Consider the following 18,162-nt stretch of genomic DNA (forward strand, 5'->3'; position numbering starts at 1 on the left):
TCGCGAAAAAGTAGGTGAAAGGGTCGTATGTTAACAGGACTTAACATAGCAGTCATTGGAGGAGATGCTCGGCAGCTGGAGGTCATACGGAAATTGACTGAACTTGATGCAAAGCTTTTTTTAGTAGGCTTTGACCAGCTGGATCATGGATTTACCGGAGCCGCGAAATTAAAGCTTGCCGAAGTGCAATTTGAAGAAATAGATGTCATTATTCTGCCTGTTCCCGGAACGAATTTAGAAGGGCACGTCGATACAATCTTCTCCAATGAGGAAGTAGTGTTAACGGAGGAGATTATTGCAAGAACACCTCCTCATTGCATCATTTATTCTGGAATCAGCAATCCATACTTAGATGGAATAATTGATGGAACAAACCGGGAACTTGTTCAGCTTTTCGAAAGAGATGATGTAGCGATTTACAATTCTATTCCGACCGTAGAAGGAACAATTATGATGGCTATTCAGCACACCGATTTTACGATCCACGGATCAAGAATTGCTGTACTGGGACTTGGACGGGTAGGAATGAGCGTTGCGCGCACATTCTCAGCGCTTGGTGCAAAAGTGAAGGTAGGAGCAAGAAAGTCTTCGCATATAGCAAGAATTATTGAAATGGGACTTGAGTCTTTTCAGCTTGAGGATCTTGAAAAAGAAGTTTCTCAAATAGACATCTGCATTAATACGATTCCTTATCACATCGTGACGGCAAAAGTGATCTCAAAAATGCCTGCTCACACATTGATCATTGACCTTGCATCAAAGCCGGGGGGAACGGATTTTAAATATGCTGAAAAAAGGGGCATAAAAGCATTGCTCGCACCGGGTCTTCCGGGGATAGTCGCACCGAAAACGGCTGGTCAGATTGTGGCGAACGTATTGGCGGCGCTGCTTACAGAGGAATTCTCCAAAAGGAAGGGGTCATCATCATGAAGGTTAAAGGCAAGAGAATCGGATTTGGACTAACGGGGTCCCACTGCACATATGATGCAGTTTATCCGCAGATTAAACGATTAATTGACGAAGGAGCAGATGTCATGCCTGTCGTCACAAATACGGTAAAATTCACTAACACAAGATTTGGCGAAGGTGAGGAGTGGATAAAAAAGATTGAAGAACTGACGGGCCATAAAGTCATTGATTCCATTGTAGGAGCAGAACCCCTTGGGCCGAAAATTCCGCTTGACTGCATGGTTGTTGCCCCTATGACCGGCAATTCAATGAGCAAGCTTGCAAATGCGATGACAGAATCTCCGGTGCTGATGGCTGCAAAGGCTACTTTAAGAAACCACAAACCGGTAGTCCTTGGCATCTCGACGAATGACGGGCTTGGATTAAACGGTGCAAATCTGATGAAGCTGATGGCGGCAAAGAATATTTATTTTATCCCATTTGGCCAGGATGCTCCTTTTAAAAAGCCGAATTCTTTAGTGGCTAAAATGGACTTATTATTGGAAACAGTAGAAGCAGCATTAGAGCATTCACAATTCCAGCCGGTGATCATTGAAAAATTTCGTGATGACGAATAGCCTGCTTCTTGATAGAATAGAAGGCAAGAAAAATCATGGTTGTATAATGAATACACCTAGTCTATGATAAACTAATACACAATATGATATGAAGTTAATCCGGGTTGAATACGGATAATCGCGGAAGGAGTTTTGATTGATGAATACGAATGGTTATCATGTTGCTGTCCTTGGCGCAACAGGCGCAGTGGGACAGCAAATGCTGCAGACTTTGGAAGAGCGGGACTTTCCTATTTCTAAACTGACTTTATTGTCTTCTGCAAGATCAGCCGGCAAAAAAGTGATGTTTAAAGGAGAGGAATATGAAGTTCAGGCTGCTAGCCCTGACAGCTTTAAAGGTGTTCAAATCGCCCTTTTCAGCGCAGGCGGCAGTGTTTCTAAAGAATTTGCTCCTGAAGCTGTCAAGCACGGGGCAATTGTTGTTGATAATACAAGTGCCTTCCGCATGGATGAAAATGTTCCGCTTGTTGTTCCAGAAGTAAATGAGGAAGATTTAAACGAACATAACGGCATTATCGCCAATCCTAACTGCTCTACTATCCAAATGGTTGTTGCTCTTGAACCTTTGCGACAGGCATACGGCTTAAACAAAGTAATCGTATCGACATACCAGGCAGTATCAGGATCCGGCGCTGCTGCAATTGAAGAATTAAAAACTCAATCGGAAGCAATCTTAAAAGGCGAAGAGTTTACTCCTGAAATTCTCCCTGTAAAGGGCGATAAAAAGCACTTTCAGATCGCTTTTAATGCCATTCCTCAAATTGACAAATTTGAAGAAAATGGCTTTACTTTCGAAGAAATGAAAATGATGAATGAAACGAAAAAAATCATGCACATGTCAAACCTTGAAATTGCTGCTACATGTGTGCGAATTCCGGTTGAGACTGGTCATTCTGAATCTGTTTACATTGAACTTGATTCAGATTCTGTCAGTGTACGGGACATTCATGAATTATTAAAAGATGCACCTGGAGTTACTCTTCAGGATGATCCGCTTACACAAACATATCCAATGCCTGCAGACTGTGTAGGGAAAAATGATGTATTTGTCGGACGCATCCGCAAAGATCCTGATCGTGCAAATGGCTTCCATTTGTGGATTGTCTCTGATAATCTCTTAAAAGGTGCTGCATGGAACTCTGTTCAGATTGCAGAAAGTCTTGTTAAATTGAAATTAGTATAAGCAGGGTCGGAGAGAGCGAGGGTACATAATACCTGCTCTCTTCTCTTACGTATAGAGTCGGGGTGTAAGGATGAAAATAATCGTTCAAAAATTCGGCGGAACATCTGTTAAAGATGATCACGGCCGGAAAATGGCATTAAAACATATAAGTGATGCATTAAAAGAGCAGTATAAAGTGGTTGTAGTTGTCTCAGCAATGGGCAGAAACGGAGACCCGTACGCGACAGATTCTTTTTTAAATCTTCTATACGGCGGCACAGCTTCGATTTCAAAGCGGGAACAGGATATGCTGTTATCCTGCGGCGAAACAATCTCTTCTGTTGTTTTCACAAGCATGCTGAAGTCAGAAGGAATTGCAGCTTCTTCACTGAGCGGGGCACAGGCAGGATTTTTAACAAATGAAGACTATACTAATGCAAAGATCCTTGATATGAGATGCGAGCGTCTCAGAAGAGAGCTGGACTACAATGATGTGGTTGTTGTTGCCGGCTTCCAGGGAGCAACTAAAAGCGGAGACATAACGACGATCGGCAGAGGCGGAAGCGATACATCCGCAGCAGCGCTTGGAGCAGCTCTTGAAGCTGAATTCATTGATATTTTTACGGATGTCGAAGGTGTCATGACAGCAGATCCAAGAATAGTTGAAAAAGCAAAGCCTCTTACAACGGTTACGTATACAGAGATTTGCAACCTGGCTTATCAGGGTGCAAAAGTGATTCACCCGCGGGCTGTTGAAATTGCCATGCAGGCAAAAGTCCCAATCAGAATCCGTTCAACCTATTCAGAAGGTCTAGGCACACTTGTTACCTCCCATCATTCTGAAAACCTGGGCAGTGACATCAATGACAGACTGATCACAGGCATCGCCAACGTTTCGAATGTCACACAGATTCATGTCTCTGCCAAAGAAGGGCAATACGAGGTGCAGACTGAGGTATTTAAAGCTATGGCGCGCGCAGGAATCAGTGTCGATTTCTTCAATATCACGCCAAGATCTGTCATCTATACGGTTGCAGAAGATGTAACAGATGCTGCGATTGAAATTTTAAGAGGCATGGAATATGAACCAGCCGTCAAAAGGCATTGTGCAAAAGTTTCTACAGTTGGAGCGGGTATCGCCGGAGTGCCCGGTGTAACGGCTAAAATTGTAACCGCACTGTCTGAACAGGGCATACAAATTCTTCAATCGGCAGATAGTCATACAACAATTTGGGTATTGGTAAAAGAAGAGGATATGATTAATGCAGTCAACGCATTGCATGAAGCATTTGATCTCTCGGAATAACACTAAGATTCAAGTGAAAAAAGAGGAGTGTCACAATGATTGACTTTGGTAAGATATCTACAGCCATGGTAACCCCATTTGATAAAAATGGAAACATTGATTTTGCTAAAACATCACAGCTAGTGAATTTCTTAATTCAAAATGGATCAGATTCATTAGTTGTGGCAGGAACGACAGGAGAATCTCCTACACTTACATCAGAAGAAAAGATCGCTTTATTTAAGCATGTTGTTTCTGAAGTAAACGGCAGAGTGCCTGTTATTGCCGGCACGGGAAGCAACAACACGAAAGCATCAATTGATCTGACAAAAAAAGCAGAGGCTGCAGGAGTGGACGCAGTGATGCTTGTAGCACCTTACTACAATAAGCCAAATCAAGAGGGTCTTTACCTGCATTTTAAAACGATTGCAGAGGCAACTGAGCTTCCTGTTATGATTTACAATGTACCTGGACGCACAGTAGTAAGCATTTCTCCAGATACCATCGCCCGCCTTGCAGAGCTTCCAAATGTGGTTGCTGTGAAAGAAGCGAGCGGTGATTTGGATGCAATGTCTGAAATTATTTCAAAAACGCCGGAAGATTTCGCTTTATATTCTGGAGATGACGGCTTGACACTTCCTGTTCTTTCTATCGGGGGTGCAGGGATCGTCTCTGTAGCATCACATGTGATCGGAAACGAAATGCAGGAAATGATTGCTGCATTTAACACGGGTGAAAATGTAAGAGCAGGAGCGATACACCGTCAGCTGCTTCCTATAATGAAACAGCTTTTCAAAGCACCAAATCCGGCACCTGTTAAAACGGCTCTTCAGCTCAAAGGTCTTGACGTAGGACCTGTGAGATTGCCGCTCATCTCATTAACTGAAACAGAAAGAAATGAATTGACGAACGTCATCCAGTCCATCTAAAACAAGAGGACCAATCACAGGATTGGTCCTTTTTTGATCTCAATATATGAAAATTGACTTGTTTTCTTTTCATTTCCTCAGCTCCCAAGAGATTATTTCCTTGTATTCCAATTCTTTCATCAGTTATAATAGGCATTAGTTGTATTGGACGGGTTCAAGGAGGATTACCAATTGAATAAACAGACAGAAAACATCAAGATTATTGCCCTAGGCGGAGTTGGAGAAATTGGCAAGAATTTGTATGTCATTGAAATCGATCATAACATCTTTATCGTTGATGCTGGATTGATGTATCCAGAAGCCGGGATGTTAGGGATTGATATGGTCATTCCTGACATTACATACTTGCGTGAGAATGCAGATCGGGTGAAGGGCATCTTTTTAACACACGGTCACGACGAGAACATTGGCGGCGTTTTCTATGTGCTGAGACATCTGTCGATTCCAGTTTATGGTACGAAATTGACTCTTGCGTTAGTGTCCCAAAAGGTAAAAGAACTAAATCCGAAGCAAAAAGCTGATTACCAGGAAATTGATTCTTCCACTGTTTTAGATTTTGATGGGGTGAATGTGTCTTTCTTCAGAACCATTCACAGCATTCCTGACTCAGTCGGAGTATGCTTCCATACTTCACTTGGAGCGATTGTGCATACAGGGGATTTTAAATTTGATACAACACCTGTGCTTAATACAAGCTCTGATTTAGGCAAAATGGCCCTGATTGGAGAAGAAGGCGTCCTTTGTCTTCTATCAGACAGTACAAATGCAGAGCGTCCAGGGTTTACAGCATCTGAAACAGTTGTAGGCCATGAAATTTCAGATGCGATGTACAATGCAAATGGAAGAACGATTGTGGCGATTTATGCTTCAAACATCAACCGCATCGTCCAAGTGATTGAAGCTGCATCTGATAATAAGAGAAAACTTGTCCTGCTTGGAAATTCAATCAAAAATGTTTATGAAATTGCGAAAAATTTAGGATACATCACTGAAAGTGAAAATTTAATCATACCCGTCCAAGATATCGATAAATATCCTAAAAATGAAGTAGCCATTCTGACAACAGGTCATCAGGGAGAACCCCTAACGGTTTTAACCCGTATGGCAAAAGGTGCTCATAAACAAATTCGCATTGAAAAAGATGATACAGTCATCATCTCTGCAACACCTGTACCGGGAAATGAACTTCATTTTTCCAAAACAGTCGATCAGCTCTACCGTGCTGGAGCGAATGTCATTTTCGGACAGAAACAAATCCATGTATCAGGCCATGGCAGTCAGGAAGAATTAAAGTTAATGCTGAATATGATGAAGCCGAAATATTTTATTCCGATTAACGGCGAGTACAAAATGCAAAAAGCACATGCTAAACTTGCTAAATCCGCCGGCATGGAAGAAGAAAATATTTTCGTTGTTGAAAAAGGCGATGTCATTGAGTTCTCTCAGCATAAAGTGAAATCCATTTCCAAAGTTCCTTCAGGAAATGTACTGATTGACGGTCTAGGCGTAGGCGATATCGGAAACATCGTATTGAGAGACCGCAGGCTCCTTTCCCAGGATGGCATTCTCATTGTCGTTGTCACCTTAGACCGCTCTAAAAAAGTGATGATTTCAGGTCCTGAGATTATTTCAAGAGGATTTGTCTATGTCAGGGAATCGGAAGAACTTATTTTAAAAGCTTCTGAGATGGTTACAGAAATTGTAGAAAAGAGCATGCAGGGCCACGGTATTGAATGGTCTGCATTGAAATTAAATATCCGCGAGGCGCTGAATCGTTTCTTATTTGAACAAACGAAGCGCAGACCAATGATTTTACCGATCATCATGGAGATTTAATCAAATTAAGAGCCTTTTTTAAGGCTCTTTTTTTTGTCTAAATTGCCTGCCTAAATTTCCCCCCTTTCGAATGTTTTCAGGAAGATCTGCGAATAATAAACACATTCATGAAAGGAAGGGTGAAGCCACATGAGCAAAGATTCCCGCTACATACAGGAAAATTCAGAACCGAATGGGGATAAACAAGAGGGGAAGGAACCTTCTCTAGTAGAAAAAATCCAGCAGCTTGGATCGACAAATGTTCCGCAATTATCCCAGGATGCAAGAATTCATTGCCTGACGATTATCGGACAAATAGAAGGTCATATTCAGCTTCCTCCTCAAAATAAAACGACCAAATATGAGCATGTTATCCCGCAAATCGTGGCCATTGAGCAAAATCCTAAAATAGAAGGACTCCTGATTGTGCTGAATACAGTTGGGGGAGATGTGGAAGCAGGTCTTGCCATAGCAGAAATGCTTGCATCCTTATCAAAGCCTACTGTTTCCATTGTTTTAGGCGGGGGCCATTCTATTGGCGTGCCGATTGCCGTTTCATGCGACTATTCTTTTATTGCAGAAACAGCGACTATGACGATTCATCCAGTCAGATTAACAGGACTGGTCATCGGAGTGCCGCAGACGTTTGAGTATTTGGACAAAATGCAGGACCGCGTAGTTAATTTTGTTACCAAACATTCGAATATTACGGAAGAAAAGTTTAAAGAGCTTATGTTTTCAAAAGGCAACTTAACAAGGGATATTGGAACGAATGTTGTCGGAAATGATGCTGTAGATTATGGGCTTATTGACGGAGTCGGCGGTGTAGGCCAGGCGATCATGAAGCTAAATGAAATGATCGGCAAAAAAGACGAATCCGGCGAGGAGCAAATGCTGCAATGATTTTATACACATCCATGCCTGAAGAGCTCATATTCCCAGTACAAACAGCTGATTTTGAAAGTGTTTCAACCATTGAAATGAACGGACTGCAAATGGTGGTAAGACAGACAGAACAGAACCAATATGAAATTGTCCGGCTTTTAAGCACAGATCCGCAGGATTTTCTAAACGAGCAATATTCTCCCGGACAAAAAATTTCTATGACATTCTCGTTTTCCTGATAATATGCTATACTAACTTTACACAAACATGTCCGCAGCCTGCATTTGGCTGCTTTCTTTGTTTATAAAAGGCTTTTTTCGTGAAACTTGCTGTTATCGGTCTTAAGTTGAAAAATGGTCAGTTTTATAAAAGGCTCTTTTTATAACCTTTGTTGTTTTAGAAAGAATGTAAAATCTTGAGTGGACTGCAGCGGAGATTCATAGGTTAATGTATAACCTCAAACAACAATCAATTTGAAAAGAGCTTTTATGAAGATTTAAGTGTATCTGTTTCTGATAGTAAAAGAGCTCGAAATTCACTAAAATGCTGGGACTGATTCACAGCTGTTTATGCGAAATCAGCCATTAGCAAATTTTATACATAGGTGATAACTAATGGCAAAACAAAAACGGAGACAAAAGAAAAAAACAGGGGATGACTGGCGGCAAACGCTGAAATTTGAACTCATCGGGCTAGTCCTGCTCGCTATTTCGCTGATTGCGATTTCAAATTTAGGTTTTGTAGGAAAAACGTTCGTTTACTTATTCAGATTTTTTATTGGTGAATGGTATATGGCAGCCTTAATCGGCATGCTCGTTCTTTCAGGTTATGTGATGTGGAACCGAAGATGGCCGTCCTTATTTTCAAGGCAGATTGTCGGCCTGTATTGCGTCCTTTCTGCTATCCTGCTTCTGAGTCATGTCACGCTGTTTCAGATGCTTACCAAAAAAGGCGCCCTCTCTTCGCCGAGCGTCATAACCAATACATGGGAACTTTTTTTCATGGAGGTTAATGGACAGATAAGAACGCCTGATCTTGGGGGAGGAATGATTGGAGCCATTCTTTTTGCAGCATCTTATTATTTATTTGCAGCAGCGGGGTCCCGCATCATTTCATTTATTTTAATATTAATTGGAATTGTGCTTATTACTGGAAGATCTCTCGGTTCAACACTCGGGAAAATCATTGCGCCATTTCTTCGTTTTATGAAAACACAGGCAATTGCCTTTTACGAGGATATGAAAAATCTGCCGAAATCAATAAAAAATGCGAAAAAAGCAGAAGCTTCTAAGCCGAAAAAGGCTAAAAAAGAGCGAAGGCATGAAGAAGATCCTGCAGAGGAAGAAGAAGCAGAAATCATTCATGTTGAGCCGATTATCTCAAGTTTTGCAGACAGGAATGAACTCGAAATTAAAGCATTTGATCAGGAGCAGGAACAGGTTAACCCCGATCCTCCTGTCAGAACGCCGAAAAAGAAACCTGAAACTGAAACGGCCGAAGAACCTGCAGTGCCGCCGATAACATTTACTGAAGTAGAAAATAAATCGTATTTGCTGCCTTCGCTTGATCTTTTGTCACAGCCTAAGGTCAATAGCCAGCAAACGGATAAAAAGAACATTTATGAAAATGCGCGAAAGCTTGAAAAAACGTTTCAAAGCTTTGGCGTAAAAGCAAAAGTGACGCAGGTGCACTTGGGTCCAGCGGTTACGAAATATGAAGTTTATCCTGATGTAGGCGTGAAGGTAAGTAAAATTGTGAATCTCAGCGATGATTTAGCCCTTGCGCTTGCTGCTAAAGATATTCGGATAGAAGCGCCGATTCCAGGGAAATCAGCCATTGGAATTGAAGTTCCCAATTCTGAAATCGCCATGGTCTCCTTGCGCGAGGTGCTCGAATCAAAAGCAAATGACCGTCCGGAGGCTAAGCTTCTTATGGGACTTGGCAGAGATATCTCAGGTGATGCTGTTCTTGCTGAAATGAATAAAATGCCTCATCTTCTTGTTGCCGGTTCTACAGGAAGCGGGAAAAGTGTGTGCATCAACGGCATTATTACAAGTATACTGATGAGAGCAAAGCCTCATGAAGTGAAAATGATGATGATCGATCCCAAGATGGTAGAGCTGAATGTGTATAACGGAATTCCGCATCTGCTTGCGCCAGTCGTGACAGATCCCAAAAAAGCTTCTCAGGCTTTAAAAAAGGTAGTCAATGAGATGGAGAGAAGATACGAGCTTTTCTCTCATACAGGGACAAGAAATATTGAAGGCTACAATGAATATATTAGAAGATCCAACTTGGAAGAAGGAACGAAAAATCCTGAGTTCCCTTATATCGTCGTGATCGTGGACGAGCTGGCAGATTTAATGATGGTAGCTTCATCTGATGTAGAGGATTCCATTACGCGCCTGTCACAGATGGCGCGGGCAGCGGGCATTCATTTAATTATTGCCACACAGCGTCCTTCTGTTGATGTTATTACGGGAGTAATTAAAGCCAATATTCCATCAAGAATTGCGTTCAGCGTTTCGTCACAGACAGATTCAAGAACGATTCTTGACATGGGCGGCGCAGAGAAGCTTCTTGGCCGCGGGGATATGCTGTTTCTCCCTGTAGGGGCATCAAAACCAGTCAGAGTGCAGGGCGCATTTTTATCAGATGAAGAAGTCGAGCAGGTTGTATCCTATGTGATTTCTCAGCAAAGAGCACAATATCAGGAGGAAATGATACCGAGCGAAACTCCGGAAGTAAAGGAAGAGGTCAGTGATGATCTTTACGATGACGCAGTTCAGTTGGTTCTGGAAATGCAGACAGCTTCTGTATCCATGCTGCAAAGACGATTCAGAGTTGGCTATACAAGAGCCGCAAGACTGATTGACGCTATGGAAGACCGCGGGGTTGTCGGCCCGTATGAAGGAAGCAAGCCGAGAGAAGTTCTGCTGTCAAAAGACCATTATGATGAAGTGAGTTCGTAAAGAAAGGCGCATTTGGCCTTTCTTTTTTTTAAGCTCTTTTCGTAAACTGTGCTGCAACTAGTCTAAATGTTTAAAAACTTAAGTGGATTGTAGCGGATAAACTTGACTCCTGCGGGAAATAGAGCGAAATGGGAGACCCCACAGGCAACGCCGAGAAGGCTCCCATGCTCCCCGCGGAAAGCAAGTTCCTCTAGCTGCAAGGAACGGACAACATTCATCATGAAAAACAATAATTCATGCGAAAACAGCCTATAAATAAAAAATAAAAACTGAAAATAGTAAATAATGAATAGAATAAAAGAGACTTTTTTGTGAAGAAATCTCTAGAAGAAAATTAGGACTAGTGAGAAAGGGCTATCAATTTTCGACAAATTTAATAAATTTCTATTTATTTATTTCAGAATACATGGTATATTATTTTCGATTAGAGAAAGGGTATAACATCAGATGTCTGATCTCTGGATTGAAACGATTAGACGGAGGCTTAATATGACCATAAAAACAGATAACCGTCATTTATACTTGCAAGTAATTGATAAAATTAAAGAAGATATTGAAAATGGAACATATGTAGAAAAAGAAAAACTTCCATCTGAATTTGAGCTTTCAAAAAAACTCGGAGTCAGCCGCGCAACATTGAGAGAAGCGCTTCGCATTCTCGAAGAAGAGAACGTTATCATTCGCCGTCATGGCGTCGGAACGTTCATCAACTCCAAACCGCTGTTCACTTCTGGAATTGAGCAATTAAATAGTGTCACAGAAATGATCGAACAGGCCAATATGGTTCCTGGCACAATCTTTTTATCCTCACAAGTTAACAGTCCAACCGAGGAAGATGTTAAACGCTTTAAATGCCGCACAAACGAAGATATCTTTTTGCTTGAACGCGTCAGAACGGCGAATGGAAAGCCGGTCGTTTATTGCCTAGACAAAATTCCAAGACATATCCTTCCACAGACATTCATTCATGAGCAGGAATCTCTGTTTGAATTGCTTCAGGACGAAGCTGGACGCTATATTTCTTATGCAGTAACTCACATAGAACCAATCGGATACCACGATAAGATTTCCCCAATCCTTGAATGTGATCCTGAAACCGCTTTGCTGTGTTTAAAACAAATGCATTTTGATGAAAACGATCAACCCGTTTTATTCTCACTGAATTACTTCCGCGCTGATCAATTTAGCTTCCATGTGGTAAGAAAGCGCTTGTAATAAACGTTTGCAATTTTAAGGAGGTGGTTCCAAGGACGAAGGTGTTTTGGACAAAGGCTCTTGTAAACAAACATTTCAAATGAATAATAGGGGGAAAATGAAAGTGAAAAAACGATTAGGTTTAACATTGTCACTTGTACTTGCTGCAGGAACATTGCTTAGCGCTTGCGGATCATCTGAAGATAAAGACAATGCAGGCGGAGACAAAAAAGAAGGCTACTCTGTTGCAATGGTAACTGATACAGGCGGAGTTGACGACAAATCATTCAACCAGTCTGCATGGGAAGGCATTCAGTCTTACGGCGAGGACAACGGCCTTGAAAAAGGGACAGGCGGATTTGATTACCTTCAATCTCAAAGCGACGCAGACTATGAAACAAACTTAAACAAACTAGTTCGTCAAAAGTTCGATTTAGTTTATGGAATCGGCTACTTGATGACAGATGCTGTGACAAAAATTGCTGATCAGCAGAAAGATGCAAACTTTGCAATCGTTGACAGTGTAGTAGACAAGCCTAACGTTGCGAGCATCACATTTAAAGAGCATGAAGGCTCATTCCTTGTAGGTGTTGCTGCGGGACTTTCAACAAAATCAAACAAAGTAGGATTTGTTGGCGGTATGGAAGGCTCATTAATCAAAAAGTTCGAAGTTGGATTTGTAGAAGGCGTTAAAGCAGCTAATCCTGACGCTGAAGTAATCGTTCAGTATGCAGGTACGTTCAGTGATGCAGCTAAAGGGCAGCAAGTTGCTGAAATCATGTACGGTCAAGGCGCAGACGTCATTTATCACGCAGCAGGCGGAGCTGGAAACGGCGTATTCACTGCAGCAGTTGACTTGAAAACGAAAAATCCGGACAAAGACGCATGGGTTATCGGAGTTGACCGCGATCAGCATGAGCTTGGCGAAGGCGACGGCTTCAACGTAACACTTACTTCTATGGTTAAAGGCGTTGACGTTGCTGTTAAAGACTTAGCTGAAAAAGCTAAAGACGGCGACTTCCCTGGCGGAGAAATCATTGAATACGGTCTTAAAGAAAACGGTGTAGGAATTGCCCCTACACAAGATAATCTTTCTGAAGAAGTTATCGCTAAAGTTGATGATTACAAGCAAAAAATCATCGACGGTGAAATTAAAGTACCTTTTGAATAAGCACTAAACTATATTACTGATAAAAAGGCTAGTTTGTTCCTAGCCTTTTTATTAGCCTGAAAAGTCGCCTGACTAAAAGTCTATAATCGAAAACTAGTTCGATATGCACATCATTGAGTGATGGAATTATAGATTTTTAGTTGGTGATTTTAAAAGTAAAAAGGGAGTCAATGAAACTAGTTATATAAGGGTAAACATAAATTTCCTAACATCTATCATCTTAATCATCAATGAGCTTCAGGAAAAGGAGTGATCATGTTGGAATATGTCATTGAAATGCTTGGAATCCGCAAAGAATTTCCGGGAATCGTCGCAAATGATAATATCAATTTACAGGTCAAAAAGGGTGAAATTCACGCGCTTCTGGGAGAGAATGGCGCAGGAAAATCCACTTTAATGAACGTTTTATTCGGTCTATATCAGCCTGAAAAAGGTGAAATCCGTGTAAATGGCAAAAAAGTAAACATTACTAACCCTAACATTGCTAATGATCTGGGAATAGGTATGGTACACCAACATTTCATGCTTGTCAATAATTTTTCTGTCACTGAAAATATTATTCTCGGCAATGAACCTGTTAAAACAGGAAAAATCAACTTGAAGGATGCAGAAATGCAAGTAAAAGAAATTTCAGAAAGATATGGACTTGCTGTTAACCCATCTGCAAAAATAAGTGATATTTCAGTAGGAATGCAGCAGCGTGTAGAAATTTTGAAAACGCTGTACCGGGGAGCTGAAATTTTAATCTTTGATGAGCCGACTGCTGTGCTTACGCCGCAGGAAATAAAAGAATTAATCGGCATCATGAAAACACTGATCAAAGAAGGCAAATCAATCATACTGATTACTCATAAACTGAAAGAAATTATGGAAGTGTGTGACCGCGTGACCGTTATCCGCAAAGGAGAAGGCATTGGAACTGTAAATGTTGCTGAGACAAATCCAAACGAACTGGCAGCTCTTATGGTGGGCAGAGAAGTCCTTTTTACTACTCAAAAGACAGAAGCCGTTCCAGCGGAAGAAGTACTGAAAATTCAAGACTTAACCGTCAAAGACAGCAGAAATGTAACGGTTATCGATTCACTGAATCTCTCAGTTAAAGCCGGTGAAATTGTAGGAATCGCGGGAGTGGATGGCAATGGTCAATCTGAATTGATTGAAGCCATTACCGGATTAATGAATTCAGAGTCTGGATCAATTCATTTAAATGGCAAAGACATCAGAAATCAGCGCCCCCGTCAGATTACTGAAGCAGGTGTTGGCCATATTCCTCAGGACCGTCATAAACATGGCTTGGTGCTTGATTTTCCGGTCGGAGAAAATATGGTTCTGCAAACGTATTATCAAAAGCCTTATTCAAAAAAAGGCGTGCTGAATTTTAAAGCGATTTATGACAAAGCAGAAAAACTGATCAAGGAATTTGATGTCAGAACTCCAAGCAGCTCAACACTTGCGCGTGCTCTGTCAGGAGGAAATCAGCAAAAAGCCATCATCGGCCGCGAAGTTGACAGAGATCCTGATTTATTGATTGCAGCACAGCCGACAAGGGGGCTGGATGTCGGTGCGATTGAATTTATTCATAGACGATTAATTGAGCAAAGAGATAAAGGGAAAGCCGTCCTGCTCATCTCATTTGAGCTTGAGGAAATTATGAATGTAAGTGACAGGATCGCGGTTATCTATGAAGGAAAAATCGTTGCGATTGTGAGTCCGAAGGAAACGACTGAGCAGGAGCTTGGTTTGCTCATGGCAGGAAGCAGCCGCAGGGAAGCAGGTGCATCATCATGAATATAGCGCGCTATTTTAATATTATCGTACCCGTAATTGCTGTATTGCTTGGATTGATCTGCGGCGCGATCATTATGCTCGTAACCGGATATGATCCAGTAGCCGGCTACTCAGCATTGTGGAACGGAATCTTTGGTGATACCTATTATATCGGCGAAACAATCCGCCAGTTAACTCCGTATATTTTTGCCGGACTTGCTGTCGCTTTCGCATTCCGCACAGGATTATTTAATATCGGTGTAGAAGGACAGCTGATTGTAGGCTGGTTTGCAGCGGTATGGGTGGGAGTTGCATTTGAGCTTCCAAAAATCATCCATTTGCCGCTTGCAATCATCGTTGCTGCTGCTGCAGGTGCACTATGGGGTTTCATTCCAGGATTATTAAAAGCAAAATTCAAGGTTCACGAAGTAATTGTGACAATTATGATGAACTATATTGCCTTATATTTAACAAATCATTTAATTCAGTATGTTTTATCTGATAAAGGGGATAAATCGGAAAACATTTTCCCTTCTGCTTCATTAAGCTCTGAGTTTTTCCAGACAATGACTGACTATTCCAGAATGCACTACGGAATATTCCTTGCGTTAATTGGCGCTCTTGTCATGTGGTTCATCCTTGAGAAAACAACAAAAGGATATGAATTGAGATCGGTAGGGTTTAATCAGGATGCTGCCCAGTATGCAGGGATGAATGTAAGCCGTAATATTATTCTTTCGATGGTCATTTCCGGAGCATTTGCAGGAATCGCCGGTGCGATGGAAGGGCTTGGAACATTCCAGTATGTTTCTGTCAAAGGCGGATTTACAGGTGTTGGATTTGATGGAATCGCTGTAGCCCTTTTAGGAGGAAACACAGCACTTGGCATCATTTTCGCAGCTGCTTTATTCGGAGGATTGAAGGTTGGAGCGCTGAACATGCCATCTGAGGCCGGTGTGCCATATGAGCTTGTTGAGATTGTTATTGCTCTGATTATACTTTTCGTCGCTTCAAGCTATTTCATTCGCTGGATTTTACTGCGTTTCAAAAAGGAGGGGAAATAAGTGAGCATACTACAGATGCTAGAACTCATCATCCCTACAGCGTTATTCGTTGCCGCTCCGCTTATTTTCACTGCACTTGGAGGCATGTTCAGTGAACGGTCAGGAGTTGTTAATATAGGGCTTGAAGGATTGATGGTTATTGGAGCCTTCGTTGCCATCGTTTTTAACCTGACATATGCCGATGCATTTGGAGATGCAACTCCGTGGCTCTCTATTTTAGTTGCAATGGCTGCTGGAGCTGTGCTTTCCATTCTTCACGCAGTAGCATCCATCACATTCCGTGCCGATCAGGTTGTAAGCGGAGTAGCTATTAACTTTCTTGCCATTGGTTTATCGCTTTTCCTTGTAAAATTGTTCTATGGAAAAGGACAAACAGACCGCATCACAGAAAGTTTCAGCAAAATGGATATCCCTTTTCTCAGCGATATTCCTGTTATTGGACCATTATTTTTCTCAAACGGATATATAACAACATACATCGCCATTATCACTGCGTTTGCAGTTTGGTTCGTTATGTATAAAACGCCATTTGGTCTCCGTCTGCGCGCAGTTGGAGAACATCCTATGGCAGCAGATACTATGGGGATAAATGTTGTGAAAATGCGCTATATCGGCGTTATTTTAAGCGGAGCTTTCGCTGGTGTCGGCGGTGCTGTTTATGCGACAATCATTGCACGTGATTTCAGCCATGCAACAATCAGCGGACAGGGATTCATGGCTCTTGCTGCTCTTATCTTCGGTAAATGGCATCCGCTTGGTGCTATGGGAGCTGCCATATTCTTCGGGCTCGCTCAAGGTCTGAGCGTGATCGGCGGACAGCTGCCTTTGCTTGAAGGCATACCAACCATGTACTTGTTAATTACACCTTACGTTTTAACTATTTTAGCTTTAACTGGATTTATAGGACGCGCAGATGCACCAAAAGCGCTGGGAACTCCTTACGAAAAAGGAAAACGTTAATCAGCAGAAGCGGCCTGGCCTCATTTATTGAGGCCAGGCCGCTTTTTTTATATCGGGAGAATGTATGTCTATAAGGGTTAGAGTATAGTTTTTTGATTTAGAGGCAAAATCTAATCAATGCAAGATACTACGAAACAAAGGTGAAAAGAATGGGAGCAAAAAAGAAGCTTGATTTAATCGCATTGTCATCCGTGCCATTAGTGATGACTCTTGGAAATTCCATGTTAATTCCGGTATTGCCCCTGATTGAAAAACAGTTGGGGATTTCGTCATTTCAAGTGTCTCTCATCATAACCGTATATTCAGTTGTTGCTATTCTCCTCATACCTGTTGCAGGCTATTTATCTGACCGTTTCGGAAGGAAATTAGTCATGGTTCCATGTCTGCTAATAGCAGGTGCAGGCGGGGCCGTATCAGGTTGGGCCTCATGGACAATGGATGACCCTTTTACGATCATCCTTCTCGGACGGGTTCTTCAAGGAATTGGTTCAGCGGGAGCCGCTCCTGTTGTTATTCCTCTTATCGGCGATATGTTTGAAAAAGATGAAGAAGTGAGTTCAGGACTTGGGCTAATTGAAACAGCAAATACAGCCGGAAAAGTCTTAAGTCCGATCATCGGCGCGCTGCTTGCAACCTTTATTTGGTTTTTGCCATTTTGGTTTATTCCTTTCTTCAGTCTGATCAGTGTAGCACTTGTCTTTTTTTTGGTGAAAATACCAAAACAGGAAAAAGAGAAACAGACTATAAAAGAATTTTTAAGGTGTGTAAGAGTTATTTTTAAGGAAAAGGGCAGATGGCTCTATGCCATTTTTGCCATCGGCTGCTTTATCATGTTTATCTTATTTGGAGTGCTTTTTTATTTGTCTGATACTCTTGAAAAGCAATATAACATTAAAGGGATTTATAAAGGAGCCATGCTTGCCGTTCCTCTGCTTGCCCTATCTATCAGCTCATTTATTGCGGGCAGAAAAATCGGACAGAACAAACAGCTTATGAAAGTTGTCATTGCTTTTGGAATGGCCCTTCTGACTGTCTCTTTTATTGCCATCCGAATACAGCATAGTTTTACTTTCTTAATTCTTTTTTTAATTATTAGCGGAATTGGAATAGGGGTCTCTTTGCCTGCACTTGACGCCCTGATTACAGAAGGAGTGGAAAAGGAAGAACGTGGAACCATTACATCGATTTACAGTTCCATGAGATTTATAGGGGTAGCGGCAGGACCGCCTGTTTATGCCTACATTATGCCTGTAGGAGATCATCTGGTTTATTATGTTTCTGCAGGTGTAAGCTTGCTTGCTGTTTTAATTGCCCTTTTCTTTATCAAACCTTCCAAAGAATCGAAACCAGCATTAAAGCAAGCATAGGACGCAAATTGGCTGCATTTCGTCTTTTCTTTTTTAATCAGGGTTAACATTTCCTTAATTATCCT

At 41.7% G+C, this 18,162-nt stretch carries 15 protein-coding genes; all 15 read left to right on the forward strand.

Features of this window, described 5'->3' with window-relative positions; translation table 11 throughout:
• Positions 1-27: 27 nt before the first annotated feature.
• The 15 genes from dpaA (at position 28) to bcbE (ending at position 18,097) form a co-directional block, all read left to right on the forward strand.
• Positions 28-930, forward strand: a complete 903-nt coding sequence (dpaA, locus tag AC3ISE_RS09940) for a dipicolinic acid synthetase subunit A (RefSeq protein WP_133311027.1) — start codon at positions 28-30, stop codon at positions 928-930.
• Entirely contained in the window at positions 927-1,526 is a 600-nt protein-coding gene (dpaB, locus tag AC3ISE_RS09945; protein ID WP_070877299.1) for a dipicolinate synthase subunit B, read from the forward strand. The genes dpaA and dpaB overlap by 4 nt, the downstream gene beginning before the upstream one ends.
• Before the next feature lie 139 nt (positions 1,527-1,665).
• Complete coding sequence (gene asd, locus AC3ISE_RS09950) at positions 1,666-2,709, forward strand: aspartate-semialdehyde dehydrogenase (protein ID WP_489224056.1); 1,044 nt, start codon at positions 1,666-1,668, stop codon at positions 2,707-2,709.
• A gap of 70 nt (positions 2,710-2,779) precedes the next feature.
• Entirely contained in the window at positions 2,780-3,994 is a 1,215-nt protein-coding gene (gene dapG, locus AC3ISE_RS09955) for an aspartate kinase (protein ID WP_489224057.1), read from the forward strand.
• Between the two features lie 35 nt (positions 3,995-4,029).
• Positions 4,030-4,902, forward strand: a complete 873-nt coding sequence (gene dapA, locus AC3ISE_RS09960) for a 4-hydroxy-tetrahydrodipicolinate synthase (RefSeq protein ID WP_489224058.1) — start codon at positions 4,030-4,032, stop codon at positions 4,900-4,902.
• A gap of 171 nt (positions 4,903-5,073) precedes the next feature.
• Positions 5,074-6,738: a ribonuclease J gene (locus AC3ISE_RS09965; RefSeq protein ID WP_489224059.1), complete on the forward strand. Its 1,665-nt coding sequence runs from the start codon at positions 5,074-5,076 to the stop codon at positions 6,736-6,738.
• Positions 6,739-6,867: 129 nt separating this feature from the next.
• Positions 6,868-7,620 (forward strand): ClpP family protease, encoded by a 753-nt coding sequence (locus tag AC3ISE_RS09970; protein ID WP_070877304.1) that lies wholly within the window; start codon positions 6,868-6,870, stop codon positions 7,618-7,620.
• Complete coding sequence (locus tag AC3ISE_RS09975) at positions 7,617-7,841, forward strand: YlzJ-like family protein (protein ID WP_133311021.1); 225 nt, start codon at positions 7,617-7,619, stop codon at positions 7,839-7,841. The genes AC3ISE_RS09970 and AC3ISE_RS09975 overlap by 4 nt, the downstream gene beginning before the upstream one ends.
• Positions 7,842-8,216: 375 nt before the next feature.
• Entirely contained in the window at positions 8,217-10,574 is a 2,358-nt protein-coding gene (locus AC3ISE_RS09980; RefSeq protein WP_489224060.1) for a DNA translocase FtsK, read from the forward strand.
• 489 nt (positions 10,575-11,063) lie between these two features.
• Entirely contained in the window at positions 11,064-11,789 is a 726-nt protein-coding gene (locus AC3ISE_RS09985; protein WP_489224061.1) for a GntR family transcriptional regulator, read from the forward strand.
• 103 nt (positions 11,790-11,892) lie between these two features.
• Complete coding sequence (locus AC3ISE_RS09990) at positions 11,893-12,939, forward strand: BMP family lipoprotein (protein ID WP_489224062.1); 1,047 nt, start codon at positions 11,893-11,895, stop codon at positions 12,937-12,939.
• Between the two features lie 258 nt (positions 12,940-13,197).
• Entirely contained in the window at positions 13,198-14,727 is a 1,530-nt protein-coding gene (locus AC3ISE_RS09995) for an ABC transporter ATP-binding protein (protein ID WP_489224305.1), read from the forward strand.
• Positions 14,724-15,770 (forward strand): ABC transporter permease, encoded by a 1,047-nt coding sequence (locus AC3ISE_RS10000; RefSeq protein WP_489224063.1) that lies wholly within the window; start codon positions 14,724-14,726, stop codon positions 15,768-15,770. Before AC3ISE_RS09995 ends, AC3ISE_RS10000 begins: the two co-directional genes overlap by 4 nt.
• 15 nt (positions 15,771-15,785) lie before the next feature.
• The gene (locus AC3ISE_RS10005) at positions 15,786-16,730 is read left to right on the forward strand and encodes an ABC transporter permease (RefSeq protein WP_489224306.1); all 945 of its coding nucleotides are present in this window, start codon (positions 15,786-15,788) and stop codon (positions 16,728-16,730) included.
• Between the two features lie 149 nt (positions 16,731-16,879).
• Positions 16,880-18,097: a bacillibactin exporter BcbE gene (gene bcbE, locus AC3ISE_RS10010; RefSeq protein WP_489224064.1), complete on the forward strand. Its 1,218-nt coding sequence runs from the start codon at positions 16,880-16,882 to the stop codon at positions 18,095-18,097.
• The last annotated feature ends 65 nt before the right edge of the window (positions 18,098-18,162 follow it).

The sequence above is a fragment of the Metabacillus sp. KH_069 genome, from assembly GCF_057838075.1.

Bases quoted from the DNA above. Each gene is read 5' to 3' on its own strand.
- AC3ISE_RS10000 (WP_489224063.1), top strand. From the start codon at position 14,724: ATGAATATAGCGCGCTATTTTAATATTATCGTACCCGTAATTGCTGTA.
- AC3ISE_RS09975 (WP_133311021.1), top strand. From the start codon at position 7,617: ATGATTTTATACACATCCATGCCTGAAGAGCTCATATTCCCAGTACAA.
- asd (WP_489224056.1), top strand. From the start codon at position 1,666: ATGAATACGAATGGTTATCATGTTGCTGTCCTTGGCGCAACAGGCGCA.
- bcbE (WP_489224064.1), top strand. From the start codon at position 16,880: ATGGGAGCAAAAAAGAAGCTTGATTTAATCGCATTGTCATCCGTGCCA.
- dapA (WP_489224058.1), top strand. From the start codon at position 4,030: ATGATTGACTTTGGTAAGATATCTACAGCCATGGTAACCCCATTTGAT.
- AC3ISE_RS09980 (WP_489224060.1), top strand. From the start codon at position 8,217: ATGGCAAAACAAAAACGGAGACAAAAGAAAAAAACAGGGGATGACTGG.
- AC3ISE_RS10005 (WP_489224306.1), top strand. From the start codon at position 15,786: ATGCTAGAACTCATCATCCCTACAGCGTTATTCGTTGCCGCTCCGCTT.
- AC3ISE_RS09985 (WP_489224061.1), top strand. From the start codon at position 11,064: ATGACCATAAAAACAGATAACCGTCATTTATACTTGCAAGTAATTGAT.
- dpaB (WP_070877299.1), top strand. From the start codon at position 927: ATGAAGGTTAAAGGCAAGAGAATCGGATTTGGACTAACGGGGTCCCAC.
- dapG (WP_489224057.1), top strand. From the start codon at position 2,780: ATGAAAATAATCGTTCAAAAATTCGGCGGAACATCTGTTAAAGATGAT.
- dpaA (WP_133311027.1), top strand. From the start codon at position 28: ATGTTAACAGGACTTAACATAGCAGTCATTGGAGGAGATGCTCGGCAG.
- AC3ISE_RS09970 (WP_070877304.1), top strand. From the start codon at position 6,868: ATGAGCAAAGATTCCCGCTACATACAGGAAAATTCAGAACCGAATGGG.